Source organism: Campylobacter estrildidarum (assembly GCF_005406205.1).
GTDB classification, from domain to species: Bacteria; Campylobacterota; Campylobacteria; order Campylobacterales; family Campylobacteraceae; genus Campylobacter_D; species Campylobacter_D estrildidarum.
This window is the reverse complement of record NZ_NXLZ01000012.1, coordinates 13,587-32,421: the sequence shown is the minus strand read 5'-3', so window position 1 is coordinate 32,421 and position 18,835 is coordinate 13,587. Positions and strand designations below refer to the sequence as shown.

At 29.0% G+C, this 18,835-nt stretch carries 16 protein-coding genes and 1 tRNA gene; 3 read left to right on the top strand and 14 right to left on the bottom strand.

All coding sequences use genetic code 11. From position 1 onward, the window contains the following. Positions 1 to 13: 13 nt before the first annotated feature. From grpE to CQA69_RS06960, 7 genes are all read right to left on the bottom strand, one after another. The gene (grpE, locus tag CQA69_RS06990) at positions 14 to 541 is read right to left on the bottom strand and encodes a nucleotide exchange factor GrpE (RefSeq protein ID WP_137621067.1); all 528 of its coding nucleotides are present in this window, start codon (positions 539 to 541) and stop codon (positions 14 to 16) included. Further along, positions 538 to 1,332 carry an HrcA family transcriptional regulator gene (locus tag CQA69_RS06985; protein WP_137621066.1) on the bottom strand — a complete coding sequence of 265 codons (795 nt, stop codon included), beginning with the start codon at positions 1,330 to 1,332 and terminating at the stop codon, positions 538 to 540. Before CQA69_RS06985 ends, grpE begins: the two co-directional genes overlap by 4 nt. Positions 1,333 to 1,554: 222 nt before the next feature. Beyond that, the gene (locus CQA69_RS06980; protein WP_137621065.1) at positions 1,555 to 3,159 is read right to left on the bottom strand and encodes an AAA family ATPase; all 1,605 of its coding nucleotides are present in this window, start codon (positions 3,157 to 3,159) and stop codon (positions 1,555 to 1,557) included. A 2-nt stretch (positions 3,160 to 3,161) separates the two neighbouring features. Continuing rightward, a complete protein-coding gene (gene mtaB, locus CQA69_RS06975; RefSeq protein WP_137621064.1) occupies positions 3,162 to 4,415 on the bottom strand; it encodes a tRNA (N(6)-L-threonylcarbamoyladenosine(37)-C(2))-methylthiotransferase MtaB in 1,254 nt (417 codons plus the stop codon). A gap of 3 nt (positions 4,416 to 4,418) precedes the next feature. After that, positions 4,419 to 5,969, bottom strand: a complete 1,551-nt coding sequence (locus tag CQA69_RS06970; protein WP_137621063.1) for a mechanosensitive ion channel domain-containing protein — start codon at positions 5,967 to 5,969, stop codon at positions 4,419 to 4,421. Further along, entirely contained in the window at positions 5,966 to 7,021 is a 1,056-nt protein-coding gene (gene aroB, locus CQA69_RS06965) for a 3-dehydroquinate synthase (protein ID WP_137621062.1), read from the bottom strand. Before aroB ends, CQA69_RS06970 begins: the two co-directional genes overlap by 4 nt. A 78-nt stretch (positions 7,022 to 7,099) precedes the next feature. Then, positions 7,100 to 8,494, bottom strand: a complete 1,395-nt coding sequence (locus CQA69_RS06960) for a COG3400 family protein (RefSeq protein WP_137621061.1) — start codon at positions 8,492 to 8,494, stop codon at positions 7,100 to 7,102. 34 nt (positions 8,495 to 8,528) lie between these two features. On the opposite strand from CQA69_RS06960, the gene tgt reads away from it, so the two are divergent. The 3 genes from tgt to CQA69_RS06945 all read left to right on the top strand — a co-directional run bounded on the left by tgt (position 8,529) and on the right by CQA69_RS06945 (position 10,545). Then, the gene (tgt, locus tag CQA69_RS06955) at positions 8,529 to 9,659 is read left to right on the top strand and encodes a tRNA guanosine(34) transglycosylase Tgt (protein ID WP_137621060.1); all 1,131 of its coding nucleotides are present in this window, start codon (positions 8,529 to 8,531) and stop codon (positions 9,657 to 9,659) included. Then, positions 9,649 to 10,425: a CorA family divalent cation transporter gene (locus tag CQA69_RS06950; RefSeq protein WP_137621059.1), complete on the top strand. Its 777-nt coding sequence runs from the start codon at positions 9,649 to 9,651 to the stop codon at positions 10,423 to 10,425. The genes tgt and CQA69_RS06950 overlap by 11 nt, the downstream gene beginning before the upstream one ends. A gap of 43 nt (positions 10,426 to 10,468) precedes the next feature. Continuing rightward, a tRNA-Arg gene (locus CQA69_RS06945) sits at positions 10,469 to 10,545 on the top strand. Positions 10,546 to 10,547: 2 nt separating this feature from the next. On the opposite strand, the gene CQA69_RS06940 is transcribed toward CQA69_RS06945, so the two are convergent. From CQA69_RS06940 to CQA69_RS06910, 7 genes are read right to left on the bottom strand one after another with little or no spacing between them, the layout of a single operon-like run. Continuing rightward, entirely contained in the window at positions 10,548 to 11,012 is a 465-nt protein-coding gene (locus CQA69_RS06940; RefSeq protein ID WP_137621058.1) for a hypothetical protein, read from the bottom strand. Beyond that, complete coding sequence (gene ccsA, locus CQA69_RS06935) at positions 11,012 to 14,257, bottom strand: cytochrome c biogenesis protein (RefSeq protein ID WP_137621057.1); 3,246 nt, start codon at positions 14,255 to 14,257, stop codon at positions 11,012 to 11,014. The genes CQA69_RS06940 and ccsA overlap by 1 nt, the downstream gene beginning before the upstream one ends. A gap of 12 nt (positions 14,258 to 14,269) precedes the next feature. Continuing rightward, positions 14,270 to 14,965, bottom strand: coding sequence for an ABC transporter ATP-binding protein (locus CQA69_RS06930; protein WP_137621056.1), 696 nt, complete (start codon positions 14,963 to 14,965; stop codon positions 14,270 to 14,272). Beyond that, positions 14,952 to 15,722: an ABC transporter ATP-binding protein gene (locus CQA69_RS06925; protein WP_137621055.1), complete on the bottom strand. Its 771-nt coding sequence runs from the start codon at positions 15,720 to 15,722 to the stop codon at positions 14,952 to 14,954. Before CQA69_RS06925 ends, CQA69_RS06930 begins: the two co-directional genes overlap by 14 nt. Then, positions 15,719 to 16,762, bottom strand: a complete 1,044-nt coding sequence (locus tag CQA69_RS06920) for a branched-chain amino acid ABC transporter permease (protein ID WP_137621054.1) — start codon at positions 16,760 to 16,762, stop codon at positions 15,719 to 15,721. The genes CQA69_RS06925 and CQA69_RS06920 overlap by 4 nt, the downstream gene beginning before the upstream one ends. Beyond that, positions 16,763 to 17,710, bottom strand: coding sequence for a branched-chain amino acid ABC transporter permease (locus CQA69_RS06915; RefSeq protein ID WP_137621053.1), 948 nt, complete (start codon positions 17,708 to 17,710; stop codon positions 16,763 to 16,765). Between the two features lie 7 nt (positions 17,711 to 17,717). Next, on the bottom strand, positions 17,718 to 18,827 hold the full coding sequence (locus tag CQA69_RS06910) for an ABC transporter substrate-binding protein (RefSeq protein ID WP_137621052.1): 1,110 nt from the start codon (positions 18,825 to 18,827) through the stop codon (positions 17,718 to 17,720). Between the last annotated feature and the right edge of the window lie 8 nt (positions 18,828 to 18,835).

The following is an 18,835-nucleotide window of genomic DNA, read 5'->3' as shown; positions in this document are numbered from 1 at the left end:
TTTCAATTATAATTTATTTTGCTACACTTACTTTTGTTGGACGTATCACGCGATCATTAATTTTATATCCTTTTTGTAAAACCTGCACAATACCTCCACTTTCATGATCCGCACTATCTACATGAAACATCGCTTCGTGTAGATTTGGATCGAAGTCTTTTAGTTCTTCTATGGTTTTAATACCATTTTTTTCAAGTTTTTTAACAAACAAATCTAAAGTATTTTGCACTCCTTCTTTGATTTTTAAACTGATTTCATCTTTTGCTTCAACATTTAAAGCCGCCTCTAGAGCATCTAAAACATCAAGCAAATCTTTCGCAAAGCCTTCGTTAGCGTAAAGCATTGCAGTAATTTTTTCTTTTTCCATTCTTTTTTTAATATTTTCAAATTCAGCGTTTGCACGCATATATCTATCTTTTAATTCATCAAATTCTTTTTGCAATTTATCTTGTTCATTTTCTTCATTACAGACATTTTCTTCTTGCAAATTTTCGCAATCTTGTGAATTTTCGTTTTCAACTTCTTGCTTTTGTTCGCTCACGCCGCCTCCTTTATTTGTTTTAGTATTTTTTTATAATCCGTATAAACACTACCCGCTAAGATAATATTTACATCTTCGCCCAAAAATTGCCCATCTACTTTAAGCCCCATAAAACCTTCTTTAAATAAAGGTTCAAATTCTAAGCTATCTCTAAAGTAATGATGCACCCCGCAATCTAAGAGCTTAACAAATTCATCATTTTGATAAATTTGGTAAGCCCTTTCTTCATTACTTCTATAATAAATCAAATTTTGCCTTAAAGAAGCTATTTTTTCTACAAGTTCCACAAAAGCAACTCTTAAAGCTATATTTTCTATACTAAAAAGATCAAAACCTATAAGAGTTTTTAAAAATTCCCAAGCTTCTTTGGTGTATTTTAAAACAAGTTCTTCTTCTTTAAAATCCAAAACTATAAATTTAGTATTGAGATTAAAAATTTCTTTTAAGATTAAATTTCTACCTCCATAAACTAAGCAATAAATTTCAAATTCTTTGCTTAATTCCTTTAAGAAATTTTCATCTGTTATATTTATTATATTTTCATTTTGTTTTTCTTTCCAAAAGCTTTGCCAATAATTTTGCATCGTTAAAACAGTAGGAATTCTACCGCTACTTATGTGAAGTTGAGTGATCAAACCTTCATCACTAAGTCTTTTCAAATAAACACGTATTGTTGATGCTGGAATGCATAAATTTAAATTAAGCTCACTAGAGCCTATAGGAACATTATCTAATAAATAAGTTTCGATAATAGAATCTAAAATCAAACCTTTTTTATCGTGATTTTTCATGAATTCCTTTCTTTAAATTAGCACTCTCTTTTTTAATTGCTAGATATATTATACAACTTTGAGTGTTATTTTGTCAAGTATATACATAAAAAAATTTACTTAATTTTATTTAGTCTATATAACTAAAGTTTTATGAGTTAGTATTATACAATTATATTTTATTAACTTATGTCAAAACACATTGAAAATATAGAAATTTCAATGTGTTGTTAATTTTGGAGATTAAATTTGCATAAAAAGTTTGATATCTTTGTATTCAATTTTTTCTTGGTCAAGAAGAAATTCTGATAATTTTAAAATTTTTTCTTTCATAGGAATCAAAAATTCATCTACTTCTTTTTTGTATCCATCTAAATTAGCTTCTTCTATCATATCGAAATTAGTCATATATTCTAACAATTCTTTGATCTTTAAAAAGTCATTTTGTGAGTTTGTATAAGTTTCATTATAAATTAAATTCATAGCCCTAGAACCAGCTAAATAAACTTTTATGCGGTTAATAAGTTCTGATTTAGATCTTATATTGTGTTCATACTCTTTAAAACGATCTTCAATAAGAGTAAATTTTTCAAATCCTATATCAAAATAATACGCACTTAAAGCCTTAGCAGCTTGATAAGTGGCTTGGATTTTCTTTTCTTCATCGCTAAAAGTTAGAATTTTCTTTTTACCTACAAGTACTTTATTTAACACTGCATAAAAATCATTTTCTTCCACTAAAGTGCTATTTCTTCTAAGAGCGTTAATCGCTGCTTCATTAACCAAAGTTTCTAGTCCTGCTCCACTAAAACCAACACTTGCCTTAGCGATTTTATTTAAATCGACATTGTTATTTTTATCTTTCATATAAATTTCTAAAATTTTAAGTCTATCTTTAAAATCAGGCAAAGATAAAAAAATACGCCTATCAAAACGCCCTGAACGCAACAAAGCTGGATCCATAAGTTCTATTTTATTTGTAGCTGCTATAACGATAACACCGCTATTGTCTTCAAAGCCATCCATTTGAGTTAAAAGCTGATTTAAGGTACTATCTCTTTCAACGTTTGACATCTCACCTCTTGCTTTACCCACTGCATCAATTTCATCGATAAAAATAATACTTGGAGCCATCATTTTGGCTTTAGAAAAAAGTTCTCTAACTCTTTTAGCACCCATTCCGACATAAATTTCTACAAAACTAGAGCCACTTTGATAAAAAAATGGAACTCCAGCTTCTCCTGCAACAGCTTTAGCTATGAGGGTTTTTCCCACCCCAGGAGGGCCGATCATCAAAACACCTTTTGGCATTTTTATACCAAAATCTTTATATTTTTTGGAATTTTGTAAAAAATCAACCAACTCACTTAATTCCATTTTAACTTCATCTACACCCGCAACATCGTCAAAAGTGATACTAGAAATTACAGGTTTTATATTTGAAGTTTCTAAATGCGTAACTGAATTTTGTGTTTGAGTTTTTTTAGATGAAATTGGATATTTAGAAAATTCTTTTTTGCGGATAAAAGCCAAAATCGAAAAAAAGGCAACAAAAAAAATAATAATAATGAAAAATATCCATAAAGTATTATCTTTTTTGATTTCCACTGGAACTTTGGCTAAAAGAGTTTTGATATCAATACCATCTTTTATAATGGCATAATTTCCTTCTTTGGTTTTGAGTAAAATTTTTTCATTATCAATTACAGCCTTTTGAATCAAATTTTCACTTAATAGACTTTGATAAAGACTTTCGTCGATGTATTCTGGTTCGTTTTTTATATATAAAATTCCAAAAAGCATACATAAAACAATAAATGATATTAATATAATTTTTTTATTTTTCACTTTCAAACCTCTAAATTTGCAAGATTATATTTTTCTTGTATTTCATATCGGTTTATTATCAACCATTCTTTAGCTATATCTTTATTGCTTTTAATTTTTATTTTATTGAAAAATTGATCATAACCTTCAAAAACACCATCTTTTTGAGTTTCAACTAAAATTTCAAGTGGGACTTTATTTTTCTTTCTAAATTCATAATTATTTTTTTCTACGATATCTTTTAAAAGATTTAATCTTTCCTTAGCCACATCTCCACTTACAAGATCTTCTTTCATAGTAGCTGAGTGAGTGTTGCTTCTAGGACTAAAAATAAAAGCATGTATGTGAGTGAGTGAAAAATTTTTAAAATGATTTAAAGCTTCATTCCATATATGCTCATTTTCTCCAGGATGGCCAACTATAAAATCAGTTCCTAAGGCAAAACCTTTGCTTGCAATATAATTAAAAAGTTTTAAATCATTATCAGTATGTGAACGCCTCCTCATAATACGTAGCATTTTCTCGCTTGTATGCTGTAAGGCAATATGTAAATGTTTTTCAATCCAAGCTTCATCTAAAATTTCTAAAAAACTTTCATCGATTTGTGCAGGCTCTAAGCTACCAAGTCTTACACGCTTTATCCCTGAAATTCTTCCCATTTTTTGCAAAAGTTTTCCAAGCGTTGTGCCCGTTTTTATACCATAAGATCCTATATTGGTTCCTGTTAGAACGATTTCAGAATAACCATTTTGTGCAAGAATTTCGACTTGCTTTAAAAGATCTTTTTCTTCTACGCTTCTTGATTTACCGCGCACACTAGGTATAATACAATAAGAACACGCAAAATCACATCCTTCTTGAATTTTAACAAAGGCTTTGGTATGATTTTCATACTCACAAACTATATCTTTATCAATAAAATTTAAATTTCCAAGTTCATAAAAACTTGTTTTTGCACTTAAAAACTCGTTTATTTTATCTTTATTAGATGCTCCAAGCACCCCAAAAATCTGCTTTTGATCTAAAAGCTCTTTTCCTTTACTTACAGCTCCACATCCTGTAAGTATGACTTTGATTCCTTGTTTTTTCATAGCATTGATATACGATTTTATCCCGCTATCGGCCCCATTTGTAACTGTGCAAGAATTGACAACTACAATTTGTGCTTTTGTTTCATCATTGGTAATTTCATAATCTTTCACATAACGTTTTAAAAGCTCTGTATCATAAATATTTGTTCTACAACCAAAGGTTTTAAAAAAAACTTTTTCTTTCAATCTTTATTCCTTTATGGGAAAATCTTTAAATTTGTGGTTTGAGTCCATTTTATCCACATACAAATTCTGTGCTGGATAAGCGATTTTTATATCATCATGTTTTTTAAATTCTTTTATAATTTCTTTACTAATTGTGCTTCTAAGCACTAAAGCTGCATAAGAATTTGTCATATACCACGCAGAAATTCTCATTCCCCAATGTTCAAAAAATACAAAAAACCTAGGTTCTACCTTGGGATTTTTTATACTATACTCATCTTGCAAACGATGCATTGTTTTTTTTGCAAGTTCTGTATAATTTTTTGCGTGATGGATAACAATATTTTCAATTATGGCTTGTGCCTTATCGATATTGCTATCAAAAGTTATATTGATATCTATGCCATCAAGGATGGTTTTCATACCATGATGGGTATAATTGGCTAATAAATTTGTAAAAACATAATTATTAGGTATAAAAATGATTCGACCGCTACGGCGATTTTTAGTATAAGTTTCAAGAGTAAGCTCTTCATAAAGAGTTATGCGCAAAAAAGAAATATCAATAATATCACCTACATAAGTAGTATCATTTTGAAAAACCTTTATACGATCACCCACTCTAAAACTGCCACCAAAAACAATAACGCACCATCCAAGCATAGACATAAACATATCTTTCATGGCAATTGCTAAACCCGCAGAAGCAAATCCTAGTATAGTTACAAGATAGCTTATATTTTCTATATAAGCAAAAAGTAAAATAAGTAAAATAATATTTATATTAATAAAATTAATAATTTTTGTTGCTGTGTAATATCTCTCATTATCTTTAATATATTTTCTAGCGATAAATTTAAGCACAAAAGCAATCGCAACCACTAAAACAATAGCTACAAGTATATTAATCGCTCTTAAACTTTGAATTTTAATCTCAGCATTAACTCGTGAAATTTCTTCGTCAATTTTTTTCTCATAAACTGAATAAGAAACGCTGACGAAATTTAACACTTGTTCAAATTCTTCTAATTTTTGATCAGATTCTTTTAAAGCTTGTATATTTTTAGAGCTTGGATCAAACTCAACAAGCTCTTTAAGTTTTAAATTTTTTTCTTTAATTTTATCTACCAAATTTCTAAATTCATTAATTTTAGAAATACTCTCTTCTTTTTCTCCTTTTAATTTTTTGATATGAGAAAAAGCTCCGATTATCGCTAAAGGATTGGTGAGTTTTGATAAAATTTCAACATCATTGGGTGCACTAAGAATTTGTGCAAAATTTAGATCCTTATACTCTTTTAGTAAATTTAATTGCTCTTGCAAATTAGCAATTTTGCGTTTGATCTCTTCTTGAGTTAAAATATCTGAAGTTTTTTTTAATTCTAAATTTAAAATAACAATTTCATCATTAATATCTTGGTATTTTATAAAATTTTCATATCTTATATTCCAAATACTTGCATTAATGATCGTATTTAAAGCATCAATTTTTTCTTTAATACTGTTAGCAACCGTGCGATTAGTATCTGCAAAGCTTGCGATGAAAAATAAAACTAAAATAATAATTTTTTTCATGAAAACTCTTTTAAAATTTTAATAATATCTTTTGGATCAATATCGCTTTTAATCAAGCCTTTACCCAAAGAATCAGCAAGAATGAAATTTAATTTTTGATTAGAATTTTTCTTATCCATAAAAAAAACTTCATAAAATGCATCAACATTATCGATTTTATAATGCGTTGGAAGGTTAAATTTTTTTAAAATTCTTTCGATTCTATCGCATTCTTTTTCGTTTAAAAGTTTTAAGTTTAAAGCTAAACGATTTGCCATATTCATACCTATAGCAACAGCTTCACCGTGTAAATATACACTATATTTAGTTAAATTTTCTATGACATGAGCAAAAGTATGACCATAATTTAAAAGCATTCTAAGATGACTTTCTTTTTCATCTTGCTCTACTACTTTAGCCTTAAGTTCTACGCTTTTAGCAATGATTTTAGAAAAAATTTCATTTTCACACCTTGCATTTAAAAATGCTTTTTCGTCTATGCTTTCTATAAAGTCTAGTAAATTTTTATCAAAGATTACTGCCATTTTTATAAACTCTGCCATACCGGCGGCAAGTTCTCTTTCTCCTAAAGTTCTTAAAAATTCACTCTCGCAATACACAGCTTTTGGTTGATAAAAAGTACCTATAAGATTTTTCCCAAAAGAATTGTTAATACCGGTTTTTCCGCCAACCGCAGCATCGACACAAGCTAAAAGCGTTGTAGGGATATTGATAAAATCAATACCTCTTTTATAAACACTTGCCGCAAATCCACCCATGTCGCTAATTACTCCGCCACCAAAGCTTATTAAAATACTTTTTCTATCAAGCTTAGAATTAAACATTTGGTTTAAAATTTCTTCTAAAGTGCTTAAATTTTTATATTCTTCTCCATCTTTTATAGTGGCAATAAAAATCTCTTGTGCTTTAAGCTTAGAAAGTAAAGTTTTTAAATGGAGTCCAGAAATTTTAGGATTTGAAAGTATAAAAACCTTAGTGTTAAATTCTAAATTCTCTAATTCATCGATATAAACTTGATACGCATTTTCTTTTAAATTTACTTTTATTTGCATTTTTCACTTCTATTTTAAACTTATATCTATTTTATCAAATTAGCACTAATTATTCTCTTATTTTACTTATAAATTGCTTTATTCAACCGGTATAAAGAGCTGATAATTTTCTTTCAATTTAGTATAATGTCTGTTTAAATTAGTGCTTAAACTCTTGCTAAAATTTCCATCCAAAAGCTCTTTTTCAAAACTTATAAATTGTAATAAATCGTTACGGTATTGTAAATTTAAAAGTGGATTTTCATCTCTTTTATGAATGATTTGGATATTTTTATCGTAAAGTTTAGATAAACTTCTAAAATATTCTTTCATATCGGTAATATTTTGAGAATTAGGATTATAATAATAAAGCGTTAAATTGAAATCAAGTTGCTTACTAAAATCAGTAATCACATTTGCATTATTTTCAAGTTCGCTTTCATTAGCACTCAAAATAACCGATTCTTTTAAGCTTTCAAAACTAGTCTCACCGATTTTTAGTATAGGAATTTTTAAATCAAATAAATTCTTTTTTTCTTTTTCAAAATGCTTAAAATCCGTGATAAACATTCCCACATCATTATTTTCTAAAAAAGAGTTTAAATTGGTAAAATCGGTATTAAAATAATCGAAAAATATCCCTTCTCTTTCGTCAAATAATTCTTTTAATCTATAAAATATAGGACTTATTTTAGGATTAAGCACTCTTATAAAACTTTTTTTTGCATTGCTTTTTTCTTCAAGTTGCAAGGTTGTGTTGATTAAATTTTCTTGAGTTTTCTCACTCATATTTTTCATATCTATAAGAGTAAAAATATTGCTTCCAAAAGGTAAAGGAAATTGTCCTGCTTTATCTCTAATATTATGAAAAATACTTTGAAGAACTACAGAATCTCCCACGATTAAAATACTATCATTGGGTTCTAAAACAAAACTAGGTTTTACAAAATAAATTTTTGAATTTCGATAAATCAATACTATGCGCCATCTTTTTTGCTGGATTGAGCTGATGTGTCTATAAGCAAAAATAGATCCTGGAGGAATTTTTACCTCCATAATCTCCCCTTCTCCAAGCCCAATATATTGAGCAGTAAGAGCAATATCTGGGAAAAAATTCATAAGTCTACGACTTAAAGTCATTCTTGCATCGATTAAATTTACACGAGAATCGCTAATACTTAATCCCCAGAAATCCATAATTTCAATTTCTAAATTGATATCCAATAAACGCAAAGCTTCGTAAGTTTTTTTTGTTTCAAATTCATCTTGCATATAAATAAAAGCTTGTTTAAAATTTTTACCCATAATCGTTTCAAAGCGTGCTGTACTAGTAGGATCAAAATAATGCACTTCCAAAGAATCACTATTTATATTTAGCTCTTCTTTATGTTGGCAAACTATCGTAAAAAAATAGCCTAATCCTTTTTCAAAACAAAGCCTTTCTAAGAAATGCTTTGCTAAAATACCATCTATTATGATTAAGATATGATTCATTATATTTAACTCCAAAAAAAGGAATTATACCAAAATGGAATTTAAATTAAAGTATAAAGACGGTATGGCTAGAGTATGCGAAATCACTACAGCACATAGCACCTTTGAAACTCCTATTTTTATGCCTGTTGGAACAGTAGGTGCGGTTAAAAGCCTTGATACTAATGATCTTAGAAATGAACTCAATGCAAAAATCATTCTTGCTAATACCTATCATATGTATTTACGTCCTGGTTTGGAGGTTATTAAAAATTTTAAAGGATTGCATGGTTTTACTCGATTTGATAGAAGTTTTTTAACCGATAGTGGCGGTTTTCAAGCTTTTTCTTTAAGTAAAAACTCAAAACATTTTAATGAAGGTATAGAATTTAAAAGTCACATTGATGGAAGCAAACATCTTTTCACCCCTAGAAGCGTTTTAGATATCCAATATACTTTCAAATCAGACATTATGATGATCTTAGATGATCTAGTTGCCCTACCTGCAAACAAAGAAAGGGTTAAAATTTCTGTTGATAGAACTATTTTATGGGCAAAAGAAGCCATAGAATATCATAAAAAAATGCAAAAACAAAACATAGGTTTAGATCAAAATATTTTTGGAATCATCCAAGGCGGAACTGATTATGAAGAAAGAAAACGTTGCGCCTTAGCTTTAAATGAAATGGAATTTGATGGACTAGCTATAGGAGGGCTTAGTGTCGGAGAGGAAAATGCTCTTATGTATGAAACTGTAGAAAATTTAAATCCTTTTTTAGATGAAAATCGTCCTAGATATTTAATGGGAGTTGGCACCCCTGAAGACTTAGTGGAAAATGTCGAACGAGGAGTAGATATGTTTGATTGCGTTATGCCAACAAGAAATGCTAGAAATGGAACTTTTTTTACAAGTTTTGGCAAATTTAACATCAAAAAAGCAGAATTTGTCAACGATCACGATCCTATAGATAAAACTTGCCAATGCTACACTTGCCGCAATTTCTCACGCGCTTATTTAAACCATCTCTTTAAAGCTAAGGAACTAACTTTTTTTCGTTTGGCAAGTTTGCATAATTTGTATTATTATCTTGATTTGGTAAAACAAATGAGAGAAGCGATTAAAAAGAATGAATTTAATAAATTTAAAAAAGATTTTTATTCTAAAAGGTTAAATAATGCAATATGATGATAATTTAGCTAAATTCTTAAGCAAAAATTCCAATACCCTATATATGGATTTTCTAGGGCAAAAAATTTTAATTTTATCTTCCTTAAACACCAAAATGAATAAAGAAAAAGTTTATATTTTTGGATTTGAAGAAGAATATATTTTCAAATTAGAAAATACAGAATTTAAGATGTTTAATCTAAATGATTTTTTAAACATTATCCGTGCAAATTTAGATGAATATAAAGCAATGAATACACATTTTGAAAATATTATAGAGCACAAAGAAAATATACTTTTAAAAGGAAATTTGATCAAGAATTTTTTTAAAAAAAGCTTTATTTTAAAGCAAAAAATCAATAAAAATTTAAAAAATCTCTCTCTGCTTAACGAAGCTTTAAATTTACTTGCTGAATCAAGCCCACATAAAAAAGCTTTAAAACCTTTAATTTTTGGCGTTAATATTGCTTTAAAAAATAGCAAAGAAATTCTAACAAGACTTAATGAGTTACACTTACTCATCAATGCGATCAAAAATGAAAGAATTAATCAAAGTTTATATTTTTTAAGTGTGCTTTCTGCGATATTTTTACCTCTAAATTTAATCGTAGGTTTTTTTGGAATGAATACCGATGGATTATTTTTAAATGGTGATAAAAACGCTACTTGGTATATTTTTATACTTATATGTTTGATTTTAGCAATTGGACTTATTGTTTATTATAAAAAAAGAAAAAAAGAATTGGAATTTGATGATAAAATCTCTAAAAAATCAAACAAATAACTTATTTTTAAGAAAAATATTATATAATAGCGTCTTTAAAAATGCGCTCATAGCTCAGCTGGATAGAGCATTTGATTGCGGTTCAAAAGGCCAGAGGTTCGAATCCTCTTGAGCGCACCATTTTATTGTTCTTCTTTAATTTTTCTTTTGGCTAGTCCCATTTGCTCATAAGCATCAATCTCTTTTTTATACGAAGCAGAAATTTTCTTAAGTTCTTTATTTAAAAGACTTACAGTTTGAGGACTTGCATTCATATTTGAAGCTAATGCGGAAACAAATTCTAATTTTTTCTTTGTAGTATTATCTAATTCTTTAGAAGTTTTAGATCCTAATTTATGTGTAGCAACATATAATTTAACTAATTCTTGTAGATCAGAATCACTTAAATTTGGATCAGTTGCTGTTGCGATCATATTATCTAAATCAGTATTAAAAACCTTTTTAGCTTTTTTTTGTTTGACGGCAGAAGTATTTTTATCTTTTTTGGATATTTTTTTACCACCGCTAGTAATAAGATAAGCAATTAAACTTAAAAATAAAAAAAGTGCCAAAGCGACACAAAAAATTATTATAAAAATATAATTCATTAAAGCCTGCCTATAAAACAACGTTTTTTTCTTGCAAAAAATGCTAAAATTACCATAAAACCAAATCCCCAATAAACATAATCAGGAATTTGTACAGCTTCTCCTGCTGCATAAGAATGAAGTCCGCTCAAAAAATAATTTACACCGAAATAAGTCATAATTATAACCCAATAAGCAAACATACTCCATAAAGCAAATACAAACTGATTGCAATATTTTGGAATCATTCTAAGATGCAAAATCGCAGCATAAACCAAAATGCTTATTAAAGCCCAAGTTTCCTTAGAATCCCAACTCCAATATCTTCCCCAACTTTCATTTGCCCAAATTGCTCCTAAAAAATTTCCAACCGTAAGCAAGCAAAGACCAAAAATCATAGCCATTTCATTAATTCTAGTTGCTTCTGTAATATTTCTTAAAATATTAGAATTATATTTTCCATCTTTTTTAAGAAAACACATCAGCAATAAAACAAAAATACCAAGCAAGGCACAAAGTCCTAAAAATCCATAGCTAGCAGTAATTACAGATACATGAATACTTAGCCAATAAGAATTTAAAACAGGTACAAGATTTGTAATCTGTGGATTCATCTCACTTAAATATGCTACCATGAGCACAATTCCAGATAAAATAGAAGTTAATGATAAAGCTATAGGACTTTTTTTGGAAAAGAATATTCCAGATAACGATAAAGCCCAAGCTATATAAACCATACTTTCATAGCCATTACTCCAAGGAGCATGTTCTGCTAAATAAGCACGGAGAATCAAGCCTATAGTGTGAACTGTAAAGGCTAAAATATTTAAAATATAAACTATTTTAAATATTTTAGTAATTTTTAAATTCGGTGTAATCATCTTTGCAAAAACAAGAATTAAAAGTAAAAATCCAGCAAGCAAATAAACCGGAGAAAGCTTTACAAATATTTTAGCTTTATTTGAAAGAATTTCTATCTTGATTTTTGTCTTGCTAGGCATAACCTTATATCCTACTTTTTCTTGATAATGTTTTATTGATGTTAAAGCTTCATCGGCCCTTGTCCAATTGTTATCCCTAAAAGCCTCATCTACTGCATTAAAATAATTTCTAATCAAAGTTAAAACAATTTGACCTTCTTCTCCTTTAAGGGTTGTAACAGCAGAAAAAGGTGCTAACCAAACATTATTTTCGCTATTTTGTATAGGAATAAACCTAAAAAGCTCACCACTAAAAACCAAATTTACTATATTAGCTCTTTCATCTAATTTAATAATTTCTTTATCAAAAACACTTCTTGCATTTGGATTTTTACGATTTGCATTTTCAACATATTTTTGAAGTTTATAATGTTTATTTTCATCAAAAAAATCTTTATAGGAAATATATTTTTGGCTAGGAATTCCTAAAATTTTGGCAAAAGCTTCACGAACATTTTTATTTTGAGGCATTAAAATAAAAGGTTCATTTCCCCATCTGTCTACATTTATAAGCATAGAAAGCATTATAGCGTTAGCATCTTGTCCTTTGTAACTTTCACTTTGATGAATTTTTTCTAAAATTTCTCTCGCTAAGGTATCAAAAGGAATCATTCTGCCATCAACTGACTTTTGCAACACCAACGAACCAAGTTCTGCAGAATGCTTTGGATTAACCATAGGCAAGTCTGAATTTAAATCTTTAGCAAAAACTTCACTAGTATTACATAATATAAAAATAACAAATAAAACTACACTTGCATTTTTGAGTGCATCTTGATTAATAAGTCTTGCTAGGGTTCTAAATCTTGAATTCGGATTTAAAAAATTAAAAAACATTCCGAGAATCAGTAAAAAATAACCTATATAAGTTGGCACCTTTCCTGGATCTTTATTGACCGAAAGAACTGTTCCTTTTTCATCTTGATCGTATGAACTTTGATAAAATCTATAACCATTATAGTCTAAAACATTATTCATGAATATCCTATAATCAAAATTTTCATTACCATTTTGAACTGTAATTTCGCTTGCATAAGAAGCAGGAGACATAGAACCTGGATAACGATCTATAATAAAATCTCTTAAATAAATTTCAAAAGGAAGTTGTTTATAAGAAAGCGACCAAGAGATAAAAAATTTCTGTCCGTCAATCTCAACCATCGTTGGCTTATCATATTCAAAAACATAAAAGTCTTTATTTTGGTTTTTATAGCTTAATTCAAGCTTTAAAGCATAATTACCTTTTAAATTTAAAGCTTGATGCTCCTTGCTCATAGCAAAATTTTTAAATTTTAAAAGCCAGGAAGTTTTCCAATTTTGAGGCTCTCCAAAAGTAGAAACCATCATAGTTCTAGCCAACTCCAACCAAGCAGACTTAAACCATAGCCAAAAACTTTCATCTTGTGGCCTATTTACGCCTTGAATTTCTTTCATTCCATGTAAAGAAACAAATTTGACAACAAAATTTACATCATTTAAACTATAAAGCCTAAGTTCTTTTGCATTTTCATTTTCTCCAGATTTTAAAACTAGATTTTCATTTTTATTCATATTAAAAACGTTCAAATTCTCGCTTGAACTTAATTTTAAATTTTGATCTATTTTAACATAAGGTTTTGAAACATTATCATTCATAAAAGAAAAATTGATTCCACCAATATTTTGAATCTCTCCTTTTTTAAACTCTATTGTAGAGCCTTGCATATCTTTTTGAGAAAGAGTTAAAACAAGTAAAGGATCTGAAGTATTATTTTCCTTATAAACATAATTTGCATCTAATATCAAATCTTTATATTTTAAAACTGCTTTATCATTACCCATATCTAAATTAAGTTTAAAAGAATTGGCAAAAGGCAAATTTCCAATATAACGGTCATTTACAACACTGTAACGCTCTCCATCTTTAATAGCAGAAATTCGAAGCGAGGTTTTTGAGCTCTCTATAAGTGAATTTTGAGTATGCTCTCTTATAGATAAACTTCCTTCAAATCCATAATACCTTGTAATTCCTGCCCCAACAAGAATAAAAAGGAAAGAAATATGAAAAATCATCAAAGGAATTTTTTTTAAATTAAACATTTTATAGCGAAACATACCACATAACAAATTAATACCGAGTAATAATTGTATATATTCAAACCAGAAAGTATCATAGATCATAGCCCAAGCTGTAGAAGTCCCATAGGCACTCTCTATAAAAGTCGCTAAAGCACAAAATAATGCAAAAAGCAAAAATAAAACTATAGAAATCTTTAAATCCCCTACACTCTTAACAATCTTATTCATTTTTATATCCTTTTATAGTCCCAAGTATTTCTTTCTGATATCATCATTTCCTATTAAATTTTTAGCCTTATCTTGCATTGCAATTTTACCATTTTCTAAAACATATGCATAATCACTTATTTTTAAAGCAGAATAAGCATTTTGCTCTACTAAAAGTATTGTTATACCTTCATTTTTTAAGCGAATAATGATATCAAAAACCTCTCCGACGATTTTAGGAGCAAGCCCCAAAGAAGGTTCATCAAGCATTAAAAGTTTTGGTTCACTCATTAAAGCTCTAGAAATTGCTAACATTTGAGCCTCTCCTCCACTTAAACTTCCAGCCATAGAATGCTTTTTACTTGCGAGTCTTGGAAATAGCTTATACATTTGTTCTCTTAAATGCTCATAATTTTCACTATTGTTATAAGCTCCGATTTTTAAATTTTCCTCTACGCTAAGATTAATAAAAACTCGTCTTCCTTCTGGAACTAAAGCTATTCCTTTTTGAACTAAAGTATGTGTTAAATGTCTCTTGGTATCATAGCCTAAAAAATTAATCTCTCCGGTGCGTTTAACAGAATTTAAAAGTGCATTTAAAGTAGAAGTTTTACCTGCACCATTAGAACCTATTAATGAAACAATGCTACCTGTATCAACTTTAAAGTCTATTCCTTTAACGGCTTCAATCAAACCATAATACACATGCAAATCTTTAACTACTAGCATCAAAATCCCCTAAATAAGCAGCTACTACCTCCTTATGCTTAACCGCGTCACTTAATTTTCCTTCGAAAATTGTCTTCCCATAATCAAGCACTAAAACCTTATCACATAACCGATTAACGAATTTCATATCATGTTCTATAAGTAAAATACTCATCTTGTATTTTTCTCTAAGTTTTAAAATAAGTTCAGCCAACTCATCACTTTCGCTAGAATTCATTCCAGCAGCTGGTTCATCTAATAATAAAAGTTTTGGATTAGTTGCCATTGCACGAGCAATTTCAACTTTTCTTTGCTGTCCATAACTCAAACTTGTAGCTTTTTCTTCTGCTAAATCAGCAATCCCTAATTCCTCTAAAATATCGTAAGTTTTAAGCTTAAATTCTTTTTCTATCTTGCAAAAACGACCCAAATGTAAAAATGCCTCTAAAACACTATATTTCATCTTTCGATTAAAACCTATCATAACATTTTCAAGGACATTCATGCTTGAAAATAGTCTTATATTTTGAAAAGTTCTCGCTATACCTAAATGTACAATCTCATAAGGTTTTAAATGATTTATTTTTTGATTTTGAAAAAAAACCTCTCCGCTTGTTGGTTTATAATTTCCTGTGATGATATTAAAAAGCGTCGTTTTTCCAGCTCCATTTGGACCAATAAGGGCAAAAATTTCTTCCTTTTTTATGCAAAAAGAAGTCTCATTGATTGCTTGCACTTCTCCAAAAGATTTAGTGATATCTTTAAGCTCTAGTATCATTTAAATCCTTTCTTTTTGGAATTTTTATTTAAAAAATAATTTAATTCTCTATCTCCAAAAATTCCTCTTCTTGCAAAAAGCATCACTAAAATCAATACTAGAGAAAAAGCAACCATCCTAAGACCAGGCATAGAATGAATATCGATATTTAAAAAATCAATTTTAATTTGTATTTCATCTAAAAATCTTAGCCATTCTCTACCGCCTATAATCAAAATCGTGCCAATAATAGCTCCTGTAGTAGAACCTAAACCACCTAATACTATAATAGTTAGCAGTATGAAGGTAAATTCAAAACCAAATTGTTCAGGCGAAACTGAACCAAGTAAACAAACTAAAAGTCCACCACCGACACCCTCTAAAAAAGCAGAAGTTCCAAAGGCAAGTGTTTTTATCCAAAAAGTATTAATACCCATAGCACTCGCAGCATCTTCATCATCTCTTATAGCTTTCATAGCTCTGCCGAATTTAGAATACACTAAATTTAAAATCAAAATAACTGCAATAATTGCAATACCACCAGTCCAATATAAATTAGAAAATAAAGGAACACCATTTAATCCCATAGAACCATTAGTCAAACTTGGAAAATTAATTGCTAATTTTTGTATAATAATACCAAAACCTAGAGTTACAATTGCTAAATAATCGCCCCTAACACGAAAAACCGCAAAAGAAAGGATTAAAGATAAGATACAAGCACTAATGCCTGCAATTAAAAGAGCTAAAATAAACGAATTTGTATGCAAAGCCAAAATAATAGGACTAGGATCTTCTAAACTAAATAAATCATTTTTTTGATCAGCGGTTAAAAGTACTAAAGCTGTGACATAAGCTCCAACAGCTATGAAACCATTAGGTCCTAAAGAAAATTGTCCCGTTACTCCATTTATAAGATTGTAACTAACAGCCAAAGTAATATAAATAGCAACTTGATTTAAAATCCCCATTCCATAGCTATCAAAAAAACGTGGCACTATAATAATAAAAGCAATAGCAAAAATAATATACACTAAGACAGAAATTTTTATCTTTGTCATTTAAAACCTACTTTTTTCGAAATTAATACCCAAAATTCCCGTTGGTCTAAAAAGCAAAATAAATACTAAAAAAATAAAAGCAAAAGCATCTTTAAATCCTGAAAGATCTGGAAAAAAGGCAACAACCATTACTTCGGTAAGACCTATAATCAATCCTCCTAAAACCGCTCCAACAACAGATCCAATTCCACCTAAAACAGCTGCTGCAAAAGCTTTAAGTCCAACTAAAGTTCCCATAGTAGGATAAACTGAATAATAATTACTTGACCAAAAAATTCCAGCTAAAGCTGCCAAAGCTGAACCTAAAGCAAAAACAATAGCTATAATACGATTTGCATTAATTCCCATTAAATTTACCGTTTGTATATCAAAAGCTAAAGCACGAATAGCTATGCCATATTTACTTTTATACAAAAGAATGAGAACAAAAAACATAACAATTACAGTCATTAAAGGAACTAATAAGGACCCTAAAGTCATACTAACCTTACCCAAAGTGATCATTTTTTCAAAAATTGGTGGAACTGGAAATTGTTGCTCTGTCGAGGTAAAAATCATATTAAACAAATTTTGCAACAAAAAACTCACTCCAATGGCTGTAATTAAAAGCGAAATTCTAGGAGCTTTTCTTAAAGGTTTATATGCAATTTTATCAATAATAATCCCAACAATAGAAGAAAAAAACATAGAAGCTATTAAAGCAACTATAAAAATTGCTAAAATATATTTACCAATCCCATCATTTATTAAAGAAGCATCTACAAATGGAGATAAACAATTAATAAGCAAAAGAGCTATATAAGCTCCAACCATCATTATATCACCATGAGCGAAATTAATGAGTCTTAAAACACCATATACCATAGTATAACCTACAGCAATAAGAGCATACATACTTCCTAAACTTAAACCATTTACAAGTTGTTGCAAAAATAAAACAGAGTCCATTTTAGTCCTAAGGATTTAATATATCTTTATATATTGGTTGTTGGTTTTTAATTTCTTTTACAATGATAGAACGAGTTGCATTGCCACTTTTATCTATACTAATAACTCCAGAAACACCTTCATAATTTTTAGTTTGATGAATTTTATCATTGATACACTCACTTGTTAGATTATCTTTGCAAGCATTCATCGCATTAAGCATTACAAAGTATGCATCAGCACCCATTGCTGAAAAAGCAGGAACATCTTTGTCTTTTTTCTCTTTTTCATAGGCTAAAATAAAATCTTTACCTAATTTTGTTACAGGATTATAAGGATCAAAACTATCAGTAAAAATATAATTATTAGATGCTTCTTTAGCTAATTTTATAAAGGTTGCATCTGCAACACCATCAGCAGAACCCATAGGGATATTTAAACCTATAATTTTTGATTGTCTAGCAAACAAGGCTGCCTCGCTATAATAAAGCGGTAAATAAATAAAATCTGGATTTAAAATTTTAATTTGAGTAATAATAGCTCTAAAATCTTTATCTCCTGAATTTACTCTTAGCACCTTTAAAATTTTTCCGCCTCTTTCTTTAAGTTCCTTTTCAAAGGCTTTTGCCAAACCCAAAGAATAATCCGTACTTTGATCTACTACTACAACTACTTTTTTAAAACCAAATTTCTCATTAATATATTTTGCCAAAGAAGATCCTTGAAAACTATCCATAAAACATACTCTGCTAGAATATTTTTTATTTTCCAAAAGTTTATCTCCTGTCGCTGCAGGTGCGATTAATGGAATTTTATTTTCTTCAGCTACTCTCATCACTTGCAAAGTATTAGTGGTAATCATCTCACCAATAATACCCAATACCTTATCCTGAACAACGAGACGAGTTGCTGCAGTTGAAGATTCTATTTTATCGCCTTTGGTATCCAAAACAATCAAATTGATCTTATTGCCATTTTGCAATTTATCTTGCATTTTATTTGCAATCTCAATTCCATCTAAAGCACTTTGTCCATAAGCTGCTGTGGCTCCACTTAAAGGTAAAACTACTCCTATATTAACATCTTTAGCCTCTAAATTTAAGATTAAAAGCATAATTAAAATTATTTTTTTACTCATCGATACTC

Coding starts and splice junctions, on each gene's coding strand:
- CQA69_RS06970 (WP_137621063.1), bottom strand. CDS start 5,969: ATGAAAAAAATTATTATTTTAGTTTTATTTTTCATCGCAAGCTTTGCA.
- CQA69_RS06950 (WP_137621059.1), top strand. CDS start 9,649: ATGCAATATGATGATAATTTAGCTAAATTCTTAAGCAAAAATTCCAAT.
- CQA69_RS06925 (WP_137621055.1), bottom strand. CDS start 15,722: ATGATACTAGAGCTTAAAGATATCACTAAATCTTTTGGAGAAGTGCAA.
- CQA69_RS06920 (WP_137621054.1), bottom strand. CDS start 16,762: ATGACAAAGATAAAAATTTCTGTCTTAGTGTATATTATTTTTGCTATT.
- CQA69_RS06960 (WP_137621061.1), bottom strand. CDS start 8,494: ATGAATCATATCTTAATCATAATAGATGGTATTTTAGCAAAGCATTTC.
- aroB (WP_137621062.1), bottom strand. CDS start 7,021: ATGCAAATAAAAGTAAATTTAAAAGAAAATGCGTATCAAGTTTATATC.
- ccsA (WP_137621057.1), bottom strand. CDS start 14,257: ATGAATAAGATTGTTAAGAGTGTAGGGGATTTAAAGATTTCTATAGTT.
- tgt (WP_137621060.1), top strand. CDS start 8,529: ATGGAATTTAAATTAAAGTATAAAGACGGTATGGCTAGAGTATGCGAA.
- CQA69_RS06910 (WP_137621052.1), bottom strand. CDS start 18,827: ATGAGTAAAAAAATAATTTTAATTATGCTTTTAATCTTAAATTTAGAG.
- CQA69_RS06930 (WP_137621056.1), bottom strand. CDS start 14,965: ATGCTAGTAGTTAAAGATTTGCATGTGTATTATGGTTTGATTGAAGCC.
- CQA69_RS06985 (WP_137621066.1), bottom strand. CDS start 1,332: ATGAAAAATCACGATAAAAAAGGTTTGATTTTAGATTCTATTATCGAA.
- CQA69_RS06915 (WP_137621053.1), bottom strand. CDS start 17,710: ATGGACTCTGTTTTATTTTTGCAACAACTTGTAAATGGTTTAAGTTTA.
- CQA69_RS06940 (WP_137621058.1), bottom strand. CDS start 11,012: ATGAATTATATTTTTATAATAATTTTTTGTGTCGCTTTGGCACTTTTT.